The organism is Leptospira hartskeerlii (assembly GCF_002811475.1).
Classification (GTDB): Bacteria; Spirochaetota; Leptospiria; order Leptospirales; family Leptospiraceae; genus Leptospira_B; species Leptospira_B hartskeerlii.
The window spans coordinates 259,918-278,658 of record NZ_NPDL01000005.1 but is presented as its reverse complement, the minus strand read 5'-3'; the positions used below and the strand labels follow the sequence as shown (position 1 = coordinate 278,658).

The following is an 18,741-nucleotide window of genomic DNA, read 5'->3' as shown; positions in this document are numbered from 1 at the left end:
AATTATCCTCTTGGATGGAATTTCTTATGAACTTCCTTCAGAGTTTTATTCGCCATATGAGTATAGATCTGGGTAGTCGAAATATCGATATGCCCCAAAAGTTCCTGAACCGATTTTAGATCCGCGTGGTTTTCCAACAAGTGTGTCGCGAAAGAGTGTCTCAGAGTGTGAGGAGTCACTTTTTTCTTGATACTTGTTCTTTTGATATAATGGTTCAGAAGTCTCCAAACAGATTTTCTATTAATGAAAGATCCTTTTTTGGAAACGAAAAGATAATCACAATTTCTGTTTTTTAGAATATAAGGTCTGCTTTGTTTTAAATAACGATTCAGAATGTCCAAAGATTTTTCACCGAATGGAACTAGTCTTTGGCGTCCACCTTTACCTTCTACGGTTAAGGTCATTCCGGACATATCCATATCGGTTAGTCTTAGGTTACATGCTTCTGAGATCCTAAGTCCCGAAGAATAAAGAAGTTCAAAAATACATTTGTCTCTGAGTTCATAGAGGTTATCTTCTTTGATCACATTGAACAATTCCTCGATCTCTTCTTGAGTTAGATAATCGGGGATGGATCTCATCACTTCAGGAGTTTCGATCTTCTCCGTTGGATTTGAATCCAGCTTCTTTTCGTCTTTTAAAAATTTATAAAATTGGCGGATGGCAACCACTTCGCGAGCGATCGTCTTTGCTGAAATTTTGCGATTCCTTTCTTCGTTCAAGAAACGAACTATGTCGTTCGCCTGGACTTCCAGGAAGTCGAGATGTTCCTTTTCTAGGAAGTTCTTAAACTTGTTCAGATCGTACCCGTACGAGTAAATCGAATTGTCGCTCAGACCCTTCTCAACCGAGAGGTATTCTTGAAAATTTTGGAGTAGATTCTTATGAGAAGATGTCACTTTCTTAGTCCCGCTTCCGATTATTACAGTACTAAATCCTTCGGACAAATTCTCCCTCGAGATTGAAACTTTTTTAAGATTGCGGCACGAGGAGGCCCGTAAATTGTACAAATTCGACGGGCCGACATAACAAAAAACCGTCCTTTTTCTTATCCCCTAAGGGAAAAAAAACTATGGAAATGAGACAGAAGTTCCGATACGCCATAATTTTGCTTATGTCCCAAATTGCTTTGAATTGCGATTCCTCAGGGGAGCTAGCAAGTAAGGCTAGAGAAAAAGAAGCGCAAGGTAACACTGCAGAGGCTTTATATTATTACGATTTAGCTCTTCGAGAAAATCCGGAAAATTTTACGGCGAATAAAAATTTAGGAATTCTTTTAGCGGAAAGCGGAGAAGCACCCGGATCCGCCGCACTTTATCTGGAAAAAGCTCTCAAAAAAGATCCTAAAAATCCGGAAATACTTCTCTATCTTCTGGAAATTTATTTATTAGCAGGTTCCAGAGACGAGACCGAAACAGTTTTGAGAGGATTTTCGGAAAGTTGGGACAAAGACAGAGAGAGTCTCGCCAAGTTTTTAAGCTCTTGTATCCTAGATTCTAAGAAGAATCTTTCGGAAAGAAAACGTTTTATAGAAAATCGTATACCTGAATCTAATCCAGCTTCGAAGAGACTCTTTGAACTTTGTGGAAAAAAGCTCTATGAGGAAACTTCAGGTAAATGAGAGAGATTTCTTACTCACGAAAGATCCGTTTTCAATTTTTATTATATTCAATTTTTCTTTTTTTTCTTTTAGAAGTCCTGCTTAGACTTCCCACTTTTCCTTCTATTCAATTCAGATTGGATGATAAGAAACTCCACTGCCTCCAAACTTCAGGCGGACTGTTTTCCATTCCTTGGATGAGGCTTTACCAAAACCAAAGTTTGGAATTATACCACCCAGAGAAGAATATTCGATATCATGTTTCTACTGATTTTAGAGGAGAAAGGTTTACTTCTGTTGGTTCGGCAAACGGTAGTGATAGTGCCGGTAGGAATTCCTACAACGTTAATGCACCGGAAATTTGGGTTTTAGGAGATTCAGTCGCCTTAGGCTATTTGGTTTCCGATCAGGAAAGTCTTCCTTGGGCTCTGCAAAATGAACTGATAAAATATAAAAAGTCTGACATTGTTCGAAATCTGGGAGTAGATGCACTTGGAAGTTTCGGCATCCAGGAAAGACTAACCGAAGTTTTACAAACTTCTCCCCCGCCTAAAGTCGCGTATTGGATCTATCATATCTCCGATTTTACGGATTCTTTTAGGGAACTAGAATTACAAAATTCCGTTAAAAAGAGGATATTCGTTAGAGTTTCTTATTTTCTTTCTAAGTATAGTGCCGTATTCAATGCATTCAAAATTTCTTATGAGAAGTATAAGCCTGAGTCAGCGGACAATTTAGTGATCCCTTCTAGTGGTTCCGTTTTAGGTCCAGATCATCCTCATAGAAAAGCCGCTGTTTCTTTATTTACATATGTAAAAGAGAAAAACATCCCGCTGGTTCTTGTATTTCTTCCTGAACCGAACGAAAAGTATGAGCCAATAGTAGATTCCGCATTAGTGAAAGAAGTCAGACAAATCGCAATTGATTCTAAAATCCCGGTGTTGGACCTCCAACAACCGATTTATGATTATTGGAAGAAAGGAAATCAGGAGATCTTTCTTCCGAAAGACGGGCATCCGAATCCAGCTCTGTATCGCTTTATCGCTGAAGAGTTAGGGAAGGGTATTATTAAAATAATTTCGCACGGAGCTCACAGAGAACACGGAGGATAAATAGCTCGCTAAGAAGTCCCTACCTTATAACCCCTCTGTGCTTCTCCATGAACTCTGTGCGAACCCCAAGTTCTAGAACTGAAAATACAAGAAAGGCGCGCTTACGGTTACACTATATAAGATAAAACAGATGGAGATCAGGATGCCTGAGATCCCATAAACCCAGATACGATTTTCGAAAAGTTTTTTTGCCCAAGGAGTTTCTTTTTCCATGAGATAATCGCCGAGCATTAGAATAAATACTGTCAAAAGAACGGATAACGGTACTGGTAAGAAGTCGCCATCTACTCCGGAGAACATTCTACTTACCATTGCCCAACCTACTTGGACACTGTTTCCAATCCCTTCTACCGGTCTTGCTCGGAAGAAATACATGGAAATTCCAAATATAGTAAAAGGATATGCTACTTTGATAGTGCTCGGGATCTTATCCCAATAATTTTTGATACGTTCGAAAGAGAACGCAAATCTTTCTATCACCATTAAACTTGCGTGAACGAATCCCCAGACTACGAAATTCCAATCAGCTCCATGCCAGATCCCGCTCACGAATGTTGTGAGGAATAAGTTGATATAAGTTCTGGAGACTCCTTTTTTGTTTCCGCCTAAGAAGATGTACACATATTCTTTTAACCAAGAACTGAATGAAATATGCCAACGTCTCCAAAATTCGGATACGGTTTGGGAAAGGAATGGTTGCCTGAAGTTGACTGGGATATGAAATCCCATGATCCTTCCTGTTCCGATAGCTACATCCGAATATCCGGAAAAGTCACAATACATTTGGATGATGTATAGAGAGCCCGTTACTGCTAAGGAGAACCAACCGTAATGAAGTGGATCCGCAAATACCGGATCAATGACTGCTGCAATCGGATCTGCTACGAATGTTTTTTTGAAAAGTCCCCAAGCGAGTTGTCTGATCCCCGGGAGTAAATTTTCCTTTTTGAATGTATATGTGTCTAGGAATTGGTGGAGCATGTCCTGAGCACGGATGATCGGTCCAGCCACCAACTGTGGAAAGAAACTTAAGAATAATCCAAACTGGAATAAATTTTCCGCGCGTTTTACTTTTTTATGATATACGTCCACCGCATATGCGATCGCCTGCAAAGTGAAGAATGAGATCCCCATAGGTAGCAGGATCCCTGAAGGATATGCATAGTATGGCTCGCAAGGAACGAGTCCCAGGATCGTATTCCATACCGTAAAAGAAAAATCCAGATACTTGAAGAAGTAAAGTAGAGATAAGTTTCCCCAGATAGCTATATTCAGAAAAAATAATTTTGCAAATCTGGATTCAGACTTATCCATCCAAAGCGTACAGAAATACGTGATCGCGATGGAATATATCAGCAATAAGATGAATGGAACTCTGAAAACTGCGTAAAAATATAAGCTTGTGACTAATAGCCAAAGTTTTTGAAATCTGGAAGGTACCAGAAAATAAACTAAGATGACTATGGGTGCGAAGAATAAATAATGAAGGGAATTAAAGAGCAAGGTCCGTCTCCTTCAATTTGGCCTTGAGAGAATCCGCCGCCCAAATATTTCCTCTTTTTGTAAAATGCCCGTCTTCCGGAATATAATGATCTAAGATCCCGAATTTTTTACCGTTTTGATCGAAACCACACATGGAAGAGGTTTCCTTTTTGAACCGCAGAACTTTCACTCCTCGCTTTTCAAAGAACGAGGAAGCCCTGGTCGCATAGTTTTCTAAAGGGTGGTATTTTCCGTTATTATAACAATAGATCTCTTCTATTTGGATAGGGAGAATTACAGGAACAAGTTTAAATCCCCTTTCCTTGGCAAGATCTATCATCTTTTGGTAATATTCTTGAGTGAGATCAGGCAAAGCAGGAAGAGTTTCAAAAGAAGGGGCCGAATCCACACAAGAAACATGAGATGGGACCGGTTCAGGACACATCGCCCCAAATACTGCAGAGGTTGGTGTGATATCCGAATCGCAGTTTGGCCTTTTAATAGTTCTGAAAAAGGAAGATTTAAAATAAGAAACTACATTTCCGGAAGCATGTTTAGGTCCTGAGGAAACTTGATCTCCATCCAGTAAATTACATCTATAAAACCCTACCGAATCTAACTCTTTACATACGGAAAGTTTTGTGACTGCAAACGTAACTTGGATCTGTTCATAAGCAAGTTTAAGCGCTTGGAGTGTATAAGAAATTCTTGTTAAAATAAATTGTAATTTAAAATTTCTGGCATAGTTCGGATCTTTTTCTCGGATCGCATCCGTTTGGTCGTCGGGTAATATTCCTTTTTTTGCTAGAACTTCCGGCATATCGAAATCGTTTGGAGAGATAAAGAAGAGAACTTCCTTTACGTTATCCAGTTTAGAAGAAATATCTTTAAGTCTGTAGTAGGAACCTCTGGATCCGTAAGCATCGACTCCCAGATTTAAGGCCTGTCTTGCTTCTCCCTTTAATTGGATCCCATCTAAGAGTTGGCAGAATGTATCAGAGTCACCTACTCCGAATCCCATTACCAAACTATCACCTAAACAAAGAAGTTTTGGTTTTCCTGGGATTGGTTCTTCTTTTCCTCTTAGGCCGAGTGAGTTGATACTGAACTGGCCTTCCCATTTACCTGCAAAATGGCTGATATATTTGGATCCGCCAGGCTCTAAAGCCACGTAATAATCTGGATGAAAACTATGGATGAGTTTGAGATCTCTATAATATTGGAGAGAAGGACTGCGCAATAGAACCAAACCGGCTTCGGTTCCGAGGAAGATTAAGATCAAAAAAACTAGGCCGAAAAACGATTTTTTGGCGAAATCCATGAATACTGGATAGCATTTGGATTCCTACCCGGATGACAAGACAATTCATCTAGGAAAGGGACTGTTGGAATTCCGACTCTTTCTTCTCGAAAAAAAAGATCTACTTTACAATTCCCCAGTCTAAAAATAAAATCAATTTAGAATCATTCTAAATTATTAGAGGAAATGAGATGCCCCATAAAGTAGTCATCATTGGATCCGGCCCTGCGGGTCATACTGCAGCAATTTATGCAGCCAGAGCGAATTTAAACCCTGTTATGTACGAAGGATTTATGGCGGGAGGAATCGCAGCAGGCGGTCAGCTCACCACTACCACTGAGGTAGAAAATTTTCCAGGCTTTCCGGAAGGAATAGATGGAACGCAACTTACGAATTTGTTCCGCGCTCAATCTGAAAAATATGGCACTAAAATTATCACCCAGACAATCACAAAAGTCGACTTCTCCAAAAGACCTTTCCGTATTTGGTCAGACGATGAATTGATAGAAGCAGAGACTGTGATCATCGCAACAGGCGCCACTGCAAAAAGAATGTTCATCCCAGGTGAAGATTCTTATTGGCAAAAAGGAATTTCTGCATGTGCGGTTTGTGACGGCGCTCTTCCTATTTACAGAAACAAGGAATTAGCAGTTGTCGGCGGAGGAGATTCCGCGGTTGAAGAAGCGGCACACTTAACCAAGTTTGCATCCAAAGTGTATTTGATCCACAGAAGAGATTCTTTAAGAGCTTCTAAGATCATGCAGAAAAGAGCAACCACTCATCCAAAAATAGAAATTATCTGGAATACTGCTGTAGAAGGCGCACAAGGAAATGGAAACCAACTTACTTCCCTTTCCGTAAAAGAACTTACCACTGGAAAAACAAAAGAACTAGCTGTGGGTGGTTTATTCTACGCGATCGGTCATAAGCCTAATACTGAAATTTTCGAAGGCCAATTGGATCTGGATGAAACAGGTTATATCAAAACTGTTCCAGGTACCACTCGCACAAGTGTAGACGGTGTATTTGCCGCAGGGGATGTTCAAGATAAAACATATCGACAGGCGATCACTGCTGCGGGCTCCGGATGTATGGCAGCACTCGAAGCTGAAAGATGGTTAGAAGCTCAAGAAGAATAAATTTATTCCAAGCTAACCGAGGAGCTTGATCCGAGTGAGCCGAGGATCCTGCTCCGAGCAAGCCGAGGAGCCTATGGGCGATCTATCATCTGACCTCTTTTTTGAAGAGTATCATAAATATATAATGTAGGAAGATTCGGCTTCTTTTTGTTGGGGCCGGACTCTTCTTCCCTTTTTACGATCATAACAAGTTTATTTTCTGGAGTGTCCGGAAGGATTTTTTCCAAATAGAATTTTTTGGGAAGAATTGGAAGTAGTTCGTCAGAGTTCGGATCGTATACAAAGACTTTTTTGGAATCCTTTTGGTTCAGATATCCGTCTTTGTTTGTGTCTTCAGGCATTCCAACGATCACGAATTTTTTTCCAGTTTTTAAACCTGAAAATACATCTTCTGAAACTTCTTGGGCTTCTGAATCTGAACTCAACTTTTCAGGTTCTGCTCCGTAAAAATAATCCCAGATATAAACGCTTTTATTAAATACCTTGCGGTTCCTTCCTGTTTGAAGATCTACGAATACAAGATTTTGGGCATGATTTAATGTTTTACGAGGACCGAAGTTTTCCCTGTCCCGATTAAGTCCGAGTGGATAATATAAAAATTTTCCCCAAACTACGGAAGAATGTTCCACCAGGTCGTCATCCGGTTCCACATATACAGTCTGGATACTGTTAGACGGATGTTTTGCGAGCTCGATCCCTCGGTCGTATACAAACCAACTTTTAAGAAGGGTGAATACGATCAGGATAATGATTATCCCGATCACAAAATATACGGAGAGACGCAACTTTTCCATAGAACGGATCTAAAGAATCCGTTTTATGCCTTAGGGGTCAATCTTCTTTCTTTCCAAAACTCCGGTTCTTGTAGGAACTAATAATGCGGAAGAGATCTCTCCTGTGTCTTCTCTTAACACTGTCAGAGGATTATAAGTATCCACTACGATCTTTCCATCTACTAAGAAGTTGTATTGGTATTCACCCGGTTTTAATTTTTTGACTACTCTAAAGGTTCCATTCCTTTCTTTGATCAAAAAATCGGACTCCGGATCCCAATGATTAAAATCTCCGATCAGACTCACCGACTCAGCTTGGGGTTGATAAATTCTGAATTCGACTGTTCTAAATTCTTTTTCTTCGTAAGGAGAATCTTCTAAGACCCTGGTGCTTGTCTGTTTATTAGGTCCGCCTTCTCTGAATGCGATCCTGGAAACTAAAGAACCTTCTCCATCTTCTACAGTGTCCGGGTTTTCAGGATCATGTGTAAAGATACCGTCTACCTTAAACTTGTATTCATAGGCTGGTTTTGCTTCATAGAGTTGGTCTCCGTGGATGTCCACTACTCCGTAAAATATTCCCTTATCATTCTTCTGTAAGGAAACACATTGCCAATGACTGAATTCTCCGCAAACGCTTACCTCGTCGTTTGCAAGACCCTCATAACTGAATAAAACTCCGCGGTTTAATAATTTTCCGGTCTTTAATGCGGAGAATGTATCCACAAATCGGATAAATCTAGGCGGGACAGCCTTTCTCAAATTTTCCAATTGCCAGAAATAATAAATTTTTTCTTCAGGAAGGGCTTCTTCTCCTTCCTCATAATCCACTGACCGGAAGGCTCCGATCCAATCTTCTGCCTCTTCCGCAGCAAGGGCGAAGGTCAATATCAAGGTAAGTAAGGCAACTGCCTTGGCTTTATGCACCATAAATCGATTGTCGTAGGTTTTCCCGGAAACCCTAAGCGTATTTCCGGGGCCTGTCCTAGATCCGACATAAGGAAAAAATCTTTGCTCTTTCTAAGACCAGCCGATACTATTGGAAGGACTTTATGGCTGATTATTCAGAACAGGAACTGGATCAGATCCGCTCCATCTTGGATCCGTTGAACAAGAATCCGGAATCCTCCGAAGATTTGAATCCTATGCTTTCCTCGTTCCGCGAGAAGATGGGATACGGCGTTCCTATATCTATTGGGGACGACGATGAGGACCAACCGGAAGAAGGATCCGAAGACAGTTTCGATCTTGGCGACGAAGAAGAAGCCGAGCCTACCCAAAAGCCAAAGCCATTATCCTTCTCTGAAGACGATGATATCGATCTAGATGAATTATTAACTGAGCCTTCGCAAGGAGCAAGCGAATCAAGTGCCGATGCGGAAGAAGATCCTTTTGGAGGATTTGACGAAGCTCCTACAGCGTCCGACGATTTCGGAGATTTTGCAACTCCAGAGCCGGAATCAGACCCATTTGCGGATTCGGGACTAGATGATTTTGGCTCTCCTTCCGAACCAGCAGCAGAACTGGAAGATTTCGGGGCTCCTACAAATGAAGAAGACCCATTCGGTGGGTTCGATTCTGCCCCTGCACTAGATACTCCTTTTGATACTTCTCCTACCGAAGACTTCGGTTCTACTCCAAGTGCAGATCCATTTGCAGATTCTGATCTAGGAATGGACGACTTCGGCGCTGGAACTTCCGATTCATCGGAAGATCCGTTCGCAGGTATGGGCGGAGAAGAAGGGCTAGAAGATTTCGAAGCTCCTACAAGCTCAGGTGGAGATGATCCTTTTGCTGCATTCGATGCATCCGGAATGGAAGATACTCCTGGAGACGAATTCGGCTTAGAAGAAGGTGACCCGTTCGGAGCCTCCCCAACTTCCGGAGATTCTGATTTCGGAGACCTAGGTGGTTTCGATTCAGAACCTTCCGACTCTGGAGACTTCGGTGCCGAAGCTCCTACAGACTCAGACCCATTTGCTGACTTCGCACCTGTTTCAGGCGGAGATCATGATCCATTCTCAGATCTTTCGGGAGCGACTTCCGTTCCAGAATCGGACCCATTTGCAGACTTTGCAACAGAACCCGCTTCCCAAATGGAAATGGAATCTGTTCCGGAATCTTCCGATTTTACAAGTTTCTCCCCTGACCTGGATTCAGACTCAGGAGACGAAGATTTAGGATCAGCCGCATTCGAAGAAGACTTACGTTCTTTGGGCGGAGAAGATAAGGACGAGATAGATAAGTCCCTGACGGACGAAGAACTCGCAATTATACAAAGAGAAATACTTCGTTATCCTCCACTCTTACGAAGAACGGTCATCGAGTCGATAGTCCAAGACCGCCTTTCTAAAAAGGCCCAAAGAGATCTATTAGAACTCATTAAAATAGAAAGCACTCCTGAGGATATCGCCGCATTTTTATCTTCCGCGTTAGGAGTCACAGTTCCTCTTACGGATAGAAGCGGAGCTTACTCCGCAGATGGCGTTCCGATTATTTCTTCCGACCCGATCTATACGAGAGAAGGTGTATTAGAAAGAAGGAAGAAGATCCGCAGGACATTCTTCACTGCTGCCGCAGCTCTTTTGATCGGATTTGGAAGTTATTTCACTTACAAGCATATCATTCTTCCGAGACAAGCCGCTCAAAATTATGAAGCTGGCCTCGAACAGATCCGTGAAATGGGAGCAAAAAGATTCGCAGGAACTTTGGGTGAAGAAGATAGAAAAAAATATCTGATCAGTATAGAAGATTCTTATGATAAAGGATTCGATATCGATCCATATAATCTCAAATATATGAACCGGTACGGCGTAGAATACAGTCGTGCAGGAGAATACGAACTTTCCTTCCAAAAATTATTCGGTAAGATAGAACCGGATCTTGGAATGGGAACATTAGATTCTTGGAATAAAAGAGAACAGTCTCCGATGGTCCGATTGGCCCAAGGAGAATCTTGGAATGATAAAAAACTGAAAACCAGCGCTGGTGTAAACAAAGGAATAGAAGGGATCAAATTCCTTTTAGACCAGGAAAAAACTCCAAGAAAAGTTCTGATCGCAGGTGCATTCCTTGCAATGAGACTGAAAGAAAGGACTCATGATAATAATACCTACAGAAATCTAGGCTGGTTCCATTCTCAGATCATGCCTGATTTTGCAGAACCTACGGAAGGTAAAAAAGGAAGATATAAGAACGACGCGTTAGCTGTTGATTATTATTCCAAGGTATTCACTGACGGAGAAAGTCCTTACGATGAGGATTCTACCGCAGGTATCGCTAAAATATATTATAATAGAAGAGAATTCGGAAAAGCAGCGTCTTTTTATAATCGAATTGTTGAAGCGAACCCTACAAGCATTCCAGGCCAAGCCGGCCTTGTTTCCACTTATTTGGAAATGTGGAAAGAAAGTGGGGATCCTCAATTCGTTTTAAATCACCACCGACTGCTTAGGAACAATCTAGATATGGAGTCTGAACTCCCCTTCTACACTCTTGCAAAGTTAGCATCCTTTTACGCTGCTATCGATCCGGAAGAACTGAGGATAAAATATAATATCAATCCTGTAGATCAAGTTTCCGGAATAGAGATAGAAGAAAGCGCAATCCGACTTTTAGACACGATCTACAGAAAGTCCATGGAAGATGAAAGGACCGGAGTGGAGATCGAAGGAAAGGATTACGCAGAAGGCTATTACCAAAGAGGAAAGTATTATCTTTCTCAAAAGGAAAATAGCCAGGCAAGAAGATTCTTCGAAAAAGCGGCTACATTAGATCCTAAACATTGGTTAGCAGTTCTTGAACTAGCAGAACATTCTATCCGAGTAGGAAATTTTGAAGAAGCGAAAGATCTCCTTAAAGAAGCAGAATCTCGTTATGAAAATAGCGAACGTTGGTTCGGCTCTAAAGATGAAGACGAAACATTATTTGAAGGAAATCCTGCTCGTATTCATTTCGATTTAGGAAAGATCAGATATTTATTATCCGCAGGATTATCAGACAAAGATTCTTTAAAAGAATTTCCTGGTCGAAAAATTTATCCGTTCCGCGCTCGTTCCGAATCCGATGGGAAAAGCCTTTCTGTCTTAAAAGAAGAAGAAGAAAAAAGGAATCGTAGGAACGAACTTAGAAACTCACTCCAAGAATTTGCAAAAGTGGATTCGGAAGAACCTAAGTATGATCTAATCCGCAAATGGAGAAGAGAACTCCCCGGCTCCATGCTAAGAGAAATGAAATTTTTCAAAGGCTGGGTGGAATATATGGACTCAGACTTCGACAAATCTTTGGCAGATTGGACAGGTTTCGAAGACAAGGATGAATATTATAATCCTACTCTCCTAATGGCAAAAGGAAATGCATTCTTCTATACTGGTCAGACAAAAACCGCTCTTGGATATTTCCTAAGAGTAAAAGATGATATGGAAGAAAAACTCCCTCAAATGAGTTCTCCTAAAACGGAAGATCCATATCACCAAGAGGTGTATCAGACCCTAACCGCTGCTTATAATAATATTGGTGCTTGTTACGAAACTCTTTCTAAAAAGGCAAATGTACAGGAATCCGAGAATTATACCGCTCAGGCTCTGCAGAATTATTGGAAGGCAATTGAAACTGCGCGTAAGATCAACGAAGCAAGCGAAATCGCACTTTCCAACAAAGATCTTCTATTCAAGAAGGAAGCTCTTAAAAGAGAACCTCTCTTAGAAGATTGGGTTTCACCCACTTTAGATTCGATTAAAGATTTGGTGCGTAAGTAACTTACTTCTTCTTTTTTACAAAAAGAGATTTGATAGCTACAACGATAAAAAATCCGAACATTCTGCTCAGGCGGATTAGTCTCCAAGGGCGGACCATAATTCTCCAAAGCCAAGTTAGACCTTTTAGTTTGAAAACATTCGGAGCCTTTTTTACTTTTCCGGAAAGAATGTCCATAGCAGGACCTACACCGATCACTACTGCGTGACCGAAAAATGCTGTATTATTCTCTACCCAGATCTCTTGGTCCGGGAAATCCATTGCGAGAAATATAATATTCGGACTTGTCTTACGGATGGATTCCTTAACAAGCAACTCACGTTGTGTGTTTAAATATCCCGCATGACGTCCTACGATACGAACTCCAGGAAAATGTCTGGAAAGATTAAAATAAACTTTCTCAACAATCTCTTCCTTTCCGCCTAAAAGAAAAATCGAATAATTTCTAAGCTCGCATAAACGGACTAAGTCCATCATAAGTGCGATTGTGGGAATTCTCTCTTTTAATTCTCCACCTAATTTTTTAGCAGCCCATTGTAGACCTGCACCTTCCGCTAAAATTAAACTAGCTTTTTGCGCGATCCGATGTAACTTCTTTCCTTTACGGATAGCCATTGTCTTGATCGGATCCAAGAGAAGGACGTGATGGAATTTATCCTTCTCTTCCATGAGATGATAAATTTTTGCTACTGCCTCATCTAAGCTCGCGTTATCAAATGGCACACCTAAAATGGGAGCCTTTTCCAAATCGTCCACATTCAGGGTCTGATAATCTAGTAAGTAGTCGCGATCATCCTTCGCAGATAGATGGCGTATTTCCCCTGGCTGTTTCATAGGGATCATCTTATTGGACATAATTTGGGAGTCAATTGAAACTTGGAATTCCGAGCCTCCAAAAACAAGGAAGAAGCGGCATACCTGTCTCAAGTCCTTTACGGATTCTTTATCTCCTTAAGGATACGAATGCAATCGTAAAAAGAATCTCTTTCAGAAGCGGATGCAATCATCGCATACGATAATGGGCCTAACTCTGATAACTCGATAATCTGTTTAGGGCCTATTCCTCCGATCGGAGTGACAGGTATTTTAGCAATTTGTAAGGCTTCTTGGACGCCCAAAATCCCTACTGGAATATCTTCCGTCTCTTTTGAGTTCGTAGCATATACAGGCCCAAGGCCGGTATAGTCCCAGACTCCAGGTTCTAAACCTGCAATGTCTTCCGAATTATGACAGGAAGTACCGAAGTATAGACCGCTAGAGCGGATCTTCTTTTTATCCTCTAAAGATAGAGAAGCATAGTCTTCTTTTCCGATATGAAGCCCGAAACATTTCCATTCTAATGCTTCTTCCCAATAGTCGTTCAATATGATCGGGAAATCAGGAAAGGTATCTATCAGACTTTTATAAACCTTCTTTAATGTATCCAGAGTCTCTTTTTTAGCACGTATCTGATAAAATGGGATCCATTCTCTTTGGTAATTCCAGAGTTCCACGATACCGATCGGGTCCTTGGAAAATTTAGAACAATATTCTAGATCTAAGATTGGATAAATGCCGGGTGCTTTCCAGATACTATGTCTGGGTCTAAGTGGGAATTCCAAAAAGGATTCAACCTCCTCCTACAAATTTCAGGATCTCAATTTTATCCCCTTCCTCTAGGAAAGAATTCTTCCAGTGGTCCCTTTTTAGGATCTCTCCATTTTTCTGGATCGCTACCGTTTCCGGTTTTAATTTTAAGGATTCTAATAGGGAAAATAAATCCGGAGAAGAAAGTTCCTTTAGAGAAAATTCCTTACCGTTTACGATCATTCCATGCACCTCGGTCTAGATACTTCATTCCGGCGGATTCTCCGCTAACGTCGAATGTTTTTTAGTTTACCGTTCTGTCCCGGCCGAAAACGATTTACTTATATGACCCGATTTCTCCCGTTTTTTCTAGCAATCGCACTCCTAGGTATTGTATCGTGTAATACCGGAGAGAGAGATATCAAGGGAAATGCTTTGGCTACTTTCTACGCAAATTGCACCGGCGGATCTTATCCTGCCTGTAAGAATGCTTGCGAAAATAAGTATGGCACCACGGTCACTACAACTAATTTAGCCGGTTTGAATTCCTGCCTTACTTCTTGTAATACAAGCTGTAATGTTTCTACATTTTGTTTCCAATTATCCCAAAGCTGCAAAAGTGATTGCGACAGTTATATGACTAATTGTGTTTTGATCTTAGGTGCTACCGGATTCGGTCAATAATCAGCGCAAGTTTCCTAGTCTAAACAGAGAGGCCGCAAAAATTCCAGCGGTCTCTATTCTTAAAATAGATTCTCCCACATTCACAGATAAAACTCCAAACTGAGAGATCAGTTCTAATTCTTCTTTCCTAAATCCACCTTCCGGTCCGATTAAAACGGTTTTGTTTTGTATGTTATCCGGAGTAATCTGCACTTCAGATCTCGGATCAAAAAGAAGAAGCTCCTCTTTGTTCGATTTCGATCCTTCTAAAAATTTAGAAAGTGCGATCGGTCCTTTGATCTCAGGCAAAAGATCCTGGCCGGATTGAGAAGAGGCTTCCGCAGCAACTTTCAAAAGTCTTTCCGGATTTAGGTCCTTTCGATCCGAATGAGAAAATACTAAAAAAATAAATTCAGTGATCCCAAGCTCGGTTCCTTTTTGGATGAGCCACTCTAGTCGATTCCCTTTCGGAATTGCAGTCGCTATCTTTGCTCTAGCTTTAGGTCTTTCTATTTTTTCCGTGCGGACAAGACTTCCGATTTTAGAAGAAGAAGGTACATTATACACAAAACTTGCACCTACACCGTCTTTGATAATGACAGTTTTATCTTCCGAAAAAACTCGAAATGCTTTTAAATGAGAGATCTCTTCTCCCTCTAGTTTTAGTTCAGGAGAAGAAGAAAATCCAGGTCGAAAAAAAACGATCTCTTCAGGCGACATCAAAGTCTGTTTAGATTATCCAATTCGAATAGAGAAGGATCCGGTTTTACATCTCTGTCCACTTCAGTATATTCCAATACGCTGATCGCACCCGTATTCAGATCCAACATTTCCAATCTACTAACTATATCTTCTTTTGTGATCTTCTGTTTCGCTTTTACCTTAACAGGACCGTACTTTATGTTCATTGTTTTGTAAAGTACCCCGTCCTTATCATGAAAATCTAAACGGATCGGTCTCAATGTATCCGGTTCCAAAAGTAAGATTAGTTTGGAATAAAAATACGGAACGATTGGTCGAAGTGCCACTCGTTTCATCTTCTTACCCGCAATATCTAAATCGCTTTGAACAATCGGATTATAATTTGCTTGGTACGAAGTTCCTGCCAGATCCACAAAACTGAATCCAGTATTGAGGTGATTCTCGTATTTTTCTTCGTCGTTCTTTTTGAAAATTTTTCTGGAAAGTGCATTGAAGGCGAAGATCAATTCTCCGTCTTCCTTGAATAAGATCTTATATTCTAGACCGCGGCCCTTACTTTCGAATAGGGAGAGTGAATCTTCTCCCTTTCTGAAAATACTCATGTCCCAGGTCCAAGAATCACCTGTTTTTTTGATCAGGATCAGGTTTGCTTTGACTAAACCGTCCGTCTTCAAGAGTGCTTGATCCAGTCTAGCGACTAGTTCCTGAGCGACTCTTGCTTTATCAGGTGGAGCCTGAGCGTGGGAAATTTCCCCAGTCATGAAAATCGGGAATATTAGGATTATCGAAATAAGATGAAACTTTTTCAAAACCTTTCCTTCCCGGCAAATCCAAGGCTATTATTATTCTGCTCTCAAACTAGGTGCGCTATAAGAGTAAAGACTATGAACAGAACCTTGGGCCTGAGCGGATTCACTTCTTCTTTCGAATCTAAGTTTTCCTTCTCTAAGCCCTTGGTGTAAATCTTGGACGGAACGGAATCCCATATCTTGAAAAGAAAGTCTGAGTCCAAGGCTTAAATATGGAATAAAGTTCAGAATTGAACCTCTATCCACTACGGAACCGCTAACTCCCTGAGCCACTTTTACTTTTTGGCCTTCGTTAAAATAACGTTTGTCCCCGCCGGCTTTCATTGCCTCGATGCTGGCCATTCCGCGATACTTTTTGAGACGTATTCCATTTTCGTAAAAATACTCTCCAGGTGCCTCGGATGTTCCGGCGAACATAAATCCCATCATACATGCGGAGGCTCCGATTGCCAAAGCATTTGCGATATCTCCAATATTAGAAATTCCACCGTCTGCAATGACAGGAACGTCATATTTTGCCGCATGTGCAGCAGTTTGGTAAACCGCAGTTGCTTGGGCTCTTCCTACAGCCATTGTGTCCTGGGTGATACAGATAGAACCTGGTCCCATTCCGATCCTTAGTCCATCCGCTCCTGCACCGATCAGATTTTCAGCCTGGCCTCGAGTTACAACGTTACCGCCAATCACTTCAAGATTTTTGAAATTAGATTTAATGAATTGGAGCATCTCGATCTGGTAGATTGAGTTCCCTTGGGCGGAGTCAATGATGATAACATCTACTCCCGCTTCATACAATGCAGCGACTCGGTCCCTGGATTCAGGTAGAGTAGAAACTGCAGCTCCACATCTAAGTCTTTTATTCTCATCCTTAGAAGAATCAGGGAATTCCTTATTCTTTTTCAGATCGGAACGACTCACTAAAGAGACAAGTTTTCCGTCTTTGTCTATAATCGGAAGTTTTCCGATCTTTTCTTTTTTGATGATATCGTTTGCTTCTTTTAAAGTGATCCCTGCTTTTCCGGTAATCACTTCCGTAGTCATGACTTTTTCCACAGGGATAGAACGATCTCTTTCAAAATCGATATCTCGATTGGTTACAATTCCTACCAGTTTAGAATTTCTAGTCCCATCTGCGGTGATCGGGATTCCGGTAAATCCCAAAGTCTCTTTGATCCTGTCTAGATCATGGATCGTATTTTTTGGTCCGAGGACAACAGGGTCTGAAATAAAACCGTTTTCGAAACGTTTCACTTTGCTGACTTCAGCAACCTGTTCTTCTACAGTATTATTATAATGAATAATTCCGATCCCTCCCATAAGGGCCTGTGCGACAGCCATGGAGGACTCAGTCACAGTGTCCATTGGAGAACTTACGAATGGTCTCTTGAGTTTGATCTTTTTAGTTAATCTAGTCTCTAGTTCTACGTCGGAAGGATTGAAATCGATAAAACCGGGCAGGACTAAAAAGTCCCGATAAGTAAGCCCGATTTGCATGCTGAAAAGTTCTTCGCCGGATAGGCCGTCTAAAAATTGGGAGTCTCGGTAAGATTGGTTTGACATTAGTGTACCTTACCTATTACATCAAAACGAAGCCAAAGGCTGGAATCAAGATAATTTTCCGCCGGAATCCGATCGACCTAGGAATTTAATGGAAAAGGTTCAAAGGAAACAAAGAGACAAAGAGTTCATCATAGATCCTGGTAAAAAACTCCATATCATTGGAAAATTTCTACTCAAAACAGATCTACTCGTAAGGGATACGGAAACTCACGAATCCGTTCAGCTTCTCTCCGTCAATAAGGACGCCACAAAAATTTTAGTACAAGGTCGAATGGCCGAACAATTTAAGCTGAATGCTCATATTGTTTTGTACAAATTACTCGCGAGATACGTCGAACTAGAATGCGAGGTCCTGGAAGAAAAACCGAATAATCAATACATCATGCAAGTGGAACATGTTTCCATCGCAAGTAGAGAAAGAAAATTCACCAGGATCAAACCTCCGGAAGGAAGTGTTTGGATCACGAACCTGCGTACTAGCAGGACCACAATTGATGCGAACCTATTCAATATCCCTACTTCCGTAAAAGTGAATTTTGCGGATACGGAAAGAACTCTCAAACCTAAGTTCGATATAGTTAAAATAGACGTTTTCAATTCTATAGGGGATAAATTCGATTTAGTAAAAAAGACGGGCAAAATATTATATATTCCTAATACACAGAAGCCGGATTGTTATAAATCTTCCGACCCGAGCGGATTCATAGATTATGAACATGAACTGGGCGATGAAGACGATGTTCGTAAAAAGATCATAGAATACGCCAACCAAAAGATCAAATCGGAGCTGATCGTTCCGGTTATCTATATCAACCATGACGAGCAGGCAATTCCAATCGGATATATACATGCCCAAAATAAGACCAGGGAAATAGATATAACCGAAGTGATGGAAATTAAAACCCTCACTTTTGATATGGTGGACCGGATCAGAGAATCTAATACCATTCTAGTGAAGGAAAGATTCTCAGTTATAGATCTTTCCACTGGCGGTTTGAGAGTAAAGATCAACCATCCGGATTTAAATAGCGAGCTACCTAGAAGAAAAGGATTTACATTCGATATATTTTTCAAAATGCAATCTCCGATTACTGCGTATGGAGTAGTACGTTCTATTGCGAGAGATACGGATGGAAACTTATATGTAGGACTTTCGTTGGAAGGAAATTCTGCAAGGCCTGGAGAGAGAAAACGTTTCACTGACAACGTAAATCGTATGCTTTCCGACTCGGGCGTAAAAGTCGGCTAATATCGAAATAATCTTTATTCAGTTGGATCAA

General features: G+C 41.0%; 17 protein-coding genes. 6 read left to right on the top strand and 11 right to left on the bottom strand.

Annotated elements, in window-relative coordinates; translation table 11 throughout:
• Window positions 1-2: 2 nt before the first annotated feature.
• Window positions 3-899 carry a site-specific tyrosine recombinase XerD gene (gene xerD, locus CH352_RS11335; protein ID WP_040507921.1) on the bottom strand — a complete coding sequence of 299 codons (897 nt, stop codon included), beginning with the start codon at window positions 897-899 and terminating at the stop codon, window positions 3-5.
• Between the two features lie 173 nt (window positions 900-1,072).
• Here xerD and CH352_RS11330 point away from each other — a divergent pair, with 173 nt between their 5' ends.
• A complete protein-coding gene (locus CH352_RS11330; protein WP_100707215.1) occupies window positions 1,073-1,621 on the top strand; it encodes a tetratricopeptide repeat protein in 549 nt (182 codons plus the stop codon).
• Window positions 1,618-2,712, top strand: coding sequence for an LA_2486 family SGNH/GDSL-type esterase (locus tag CH352_RS11325; RefSeq protein WP_100733512.1), 1,095 nt, complete (start codon window positions 1,618-1,620; stop codon window positions 2,710-2,712). Before CH352_RS11330 ends, CH352_RS11325 begins: the two co-directional genes overlap by 4 nt.
• A gap of 72 nt (window positions 2,713-2,784) precedes the next feature.
• On the opposite strand, the gene CH352_RS11320 is transcribed toward CH352_RS11325, so the two are convergent.
• Both CH352_RS11320 and CH352_RS11315 read right to left on the bottom strand, forming a co-directional pair.
• Entirely contained in the window at window positions 2,785-4,215 is a 1,431-nt protein-coding gene (locus CH352_RS11320; protein WP_100707213.1) for an MBOAT family O-acyltransferase, read from the bottom strand.
• Entirely contained in the window at window positions 4,205-5,515 is a 1,311-nt protein-coding gene (locus CH352_RS11315; protein WP_100707212.1) for an LA_2490 family SGNH/GDSL-type esterase, read from the bottom strand. The genes CH352_RS11320 and CH352_RS11315 overlap by 11 nt, the downstream gene beginning before the upstream one ends.
• A 170-nt stretch (window positions 5,516-5,685) precedes the next feature.
• Between CH352_RS11315 and trxB the strand changes: the two genes are divergently transcribed.
• Complete coding sequence (gene trxB / locus CH352_RS11310; RefSeq protein WP_100707211.1) at window positions 5,686-6,633, top strand: thioredoxin-disulfide reductase; 948 nt, start codon at window positions 5,686-5,688, stop codon at window positions 6,631-6,633.
• Between the two features lie 71 nt (window positions 6,634-6,704).
• Here trxB and CH352_RS11305 read toward each other — a convergent pair whose 3' ends face one another.
• Window positions 6,705-7,427: a hypothetical protein gene (locus tag CH352_RS11305; RefSeq protein ID WP_100707210.1), complete on the bottom strand. Its 723-nt coding sequence runs from the start codon at window positions 7,425-7,427 to the stop codon at window positions 6,705-6,707.
• 30 nt (window positions 7,428-7,457) lie between these two features.
• Window positions 7,458-8,336 carry an early set domain-containing protein gene (locus CH352_RS11300; RefSeq protein ID WP_100707209.1) on the bottom strand — a complete coding sequence of 293 codons (879 nt, stop codon included), beginning with the start codon at window positions 8,334-8,336 and terminating at the stop codon, window positions 7,458-7,460.
• Window positions 8,337-8,458: 122 nt separating this feature from the next.
• On the opposite strand from CH352_RS11300, the gene CH352_RS11295 reads away from it, so the two are divergent.
• A complete protein-coding gene (locus CH352_RS11295; protein ID WP_100707208.1) occupies window positions 8,459-12,163 on the top strand; it encodes a tetratricopeptide repeat protein in 3,705 nt (1,234 codons plus the stop codon).
• A gap of 1 nt (window position 12,164) precedes the next feature.
• Here the strand turns inward: CH352_RS11295 and CH352_RS11290 are convergent, their stop codons facing one another.
• The 3 genes from CH352_RS11290 to thiS form a co-directional block, all read right to left on the bottom strand.
• Window positions 12,165-12,995 carry a WecB/TagA/CpsF family glycosyltransferase gene (locus CH352_RS11290; RefSeq protein ID WP_100707324.1) on the bottom strand — a complete coding sequence of 277 codons (831 nt, stop codon included), beginning with the start codon at window positions 12,993-12,995 and terminating at the stop codon, window positions 12,165-12,167.
• 98 nt (window positions 12,996-13,093) lie between these two features.
• Entirely contained in the window at window positions 13,094-13,762 is a 669-nt protein-coding gene (locus tag CH352_RS11285; RefSeq protein WP_100707207.1) for a thiamine phosphate synthase, read from the bottom strand.
• Between the two features lie 7 nt (window positions 13,763-13,769).
• Complete coding sequence (gene thiS / locus CH352_RS11280) at window positions 13,770-13,970, bottom strand: sulfur carrier protein ThiS (RefSeq protein WP_100707206.1); 201 nt, start codon at window positions 13,968-13,970, stop codon at window positions 13,770-13,772.
• A gap of 102 nt (window positions 13,971-14,072) precedes the next feature.
• Between thiS and CH352_RS11275 the strand changes: the two genes are divergently transcribed.
• A complete protein-coding gene (locus CH352_RS11275) occupies window positions 14,073-14,411 on the top strand; it encodes a hypothetical protein (RefSeq protein ID WP_100707205.1) in 339 nt (112 codons plus the stop codon).
• On the opposite strand, the gene CH352_RS11270 is transcribed toward CH352_RS11275, so the two are convergent.
• The 3 genes from CH352_RS11270 to guaB all read right to left on the bottom strand — a co-directional run bounded on the left by CH352_RS11270 (window position 14,412) and on the right by guaB (window position 17,461).
• Window positions 14,412-15,110: a 16S rRNA (uracil(1498)-N(3))-methyltransferase gene (locus tag CH352_RS11270; RefSeq protein WP_100707204.1), complete on the bottom strand. Its 699-nt coding sequence runs from the start codon at window positions 15,108-15,110 to the stop codon at window positions 14,412-14,414. It abuts the gene before it with no gap.
• On the bottom strand, window positions 15,110-15,853 hold the full coding sequence (locus CH352_RS11265) for an outer membrane lipoprotein-sorting protein (protein ID WP_100707203.1): 744 nt from the start codon (window positions 15,851-15,853) through the stop codon (window positions 15,110-15,112). The genes CH352_RS11270 and CH352_RS11265 overlap by 1 nt, the downstream gene beginning before the upstream one ends.
• A gap of 81 nt (window positions 15,854-15,934) precedes the next feature.
• Window positions 15,935-17,461: an IMP dehydrogenase gene (gene guaB, locus CH352_RS11260; RefSeq protein WP_100707202.1), complete on the bottom strand. Its 1,527-nt coding sequence runs from the start codon at window positions 17,459-17,461 to the stop codon at window positions 15,935-15,937.
• A gap of 88 nt (window positions 17,462-17,549) precedes the next feature.
• Between guaB and CH352_RS11255 the strand changes: the two genes are divergently transcribed.
• Window positions 17,550-18,710, top strand: a complete 1,161-nt coding sequence (locus tag CH352_RS11255) for a DUF1577 domain-containing protein (protein WP_100707201.1) — start codon at window positions 17,550-17,552, stop codon at window positions 18,708-18,710.
• Window positions 18,711-18,741 lie beyond the last annotated feature (31 nt).